The organism is Mariniflexile aquimaris, from assembly GCF_042676825.1.
GTDB lineage: Bacteria > Bacteroidota > Bacteroidia > Flavobacteriales > Flavobacteriaceae > Mariniflexile > Mariniflexile aquimaris.
Genome location: NZ_JBHTIB010000060.1, coordinates 1 through 1,427, shown reverse-complemented (window position 1 = coordinate 1,427; position 1,427 = coordinate 1). Strand labels below are relative to the sequence as shown.

Below are 1,427 nucleotides of genomic sequence, written 5' to 3'. Positions count from 1 at the left end.
TGATTTTCCTGCGGAAAATCCTCGCACGCAAACCCGCAACTATTCTTATACAAAACCGTTGCAAGTAATAGCGGAACGCACTCAGAATCAAACAATTCAGAACTTAAAATTAGTATACAAATTGCGGAATAAAACGCTGAATTCTCACTCAAAATCTGAATAAAAAGCTCGACGGATTTTTGAGCAAGTTTACGGAATCGACTTCTGAATTGAAAAGCGAAAACCAAACTGAACGTGGGAATTCACTCTGACGGAATTTAGCAAGTTGCGGAATTATTACTCGAAACCGGAATTTAAAATTGACCAAATTCTGATTTAATAAACGTGAACTTTAAACTGAATAATAAAAAAATCTACTACTTGCAACAATGCATAACCGCAATTACGGCTGATTCGACTACGTCCGAATCAACTCGGAATTGCTAATGGTCGTTGCTAATATCAAAAATAATTGCTAATTTGCCCGTAACTGACGGTTATACAAGACCGTTGGCAACAAGCTGAAATCACTCATATGGTAACAAAATCAATCGAACAATTAGAGAAAGATATTTGGAAAAACCTTTCCGAATTTCCGACTGATTTGGTTGAAAAATGTTATCATTATCGGAAAATCAGTATTGCGGAATTGACAAACGAACAGATAAGACTTCTAATTTCTCAAAAAATCGGAATTGAATATCTAATCGGAATCGCACTCGAAAAACTCGAACGGAATATTTTGACCGAATGTGATTTTTACGAAGGCGATTTACTTATCGCTGTTTCAAGTTTACCGACTGAATTTTGGAATGAAAATCAAACTGAATTTCTGAAATTTAAAAATATTGTGGAACAGAATTCGGAAATAATAAAAAATGAACTCGGAGAAAAGAAATTTGACCGAATAAATAAAAAACTAGCTTAAATGAATAATATAAATTTTAAAAAATGGGCTTTCCATTTTATGATTTGGATTTTAATAATTAATATTATTTCCTTCTATTTGACAATCAGCTATACAAGTATATTTAATGAAGGAGACAACACAGCACAAGTCTTATTTTATTTTGGAATTTTAGGAACAGTTTTACTTTTATTGAGTCTGATTTTTATAATTTTTAGTACCATAAAAAAAGAGAAGAAAAATTATCAATATTGGACTTCAATAGTTGGACTTGTCATTTTTGGAATTTTGCCAATTTTAGCAAGTTTGTTTTTAAATTAATTTAGAGAATAATTGAACTGAATAAATAAAAGCCAGTTGCCAACACCGTATATAATTTATTGCTAGTTCTAGCCTACTTACGAAAATCCTCGTGGATTTTCTACTCGGTTTTTATTTGCTAAATTACGTGCTTAACCACGCAACAAACCATATACAAACACGTTGTGCAACATTTCCGAAAACGGCATAATTATTGATAATTTCCTACAATGTTTTAATA

Annotated in this window: 2 protein-coding genes; both read left to right on the top strand. The window is 31.6% G+C overall.

Annotated features, from left to right (window positions below; all coding sequences use genetic code 11):
- The first annotated feature begins 514 nt into the window (after positions 1–514).
- Positions 515–907 carry a contact-dependent growth inhibition system immunity protein gene (locus tag ACFQ0I_RS17425; RefSeq protein ID WP_379944269.1) on the top strand — a complete coding sequence of 131 codons (393 nt, stop codon included), beginning with the start codon at positions 515–517 and terminating at the stop codon, positions 905–907.
- Positions 908–1,207, top strand: a complete 300-nt coding sequence (locus ACFQ0I_RS17420) for a hypothetical protein (protein ID WP_109403812.1) — start codon at positions 908–910, stop codon at positions 1,205–1,207.
- The last annotated feature ends 220 nt before the right edge of the window (positions 1,208–1,427 follow it).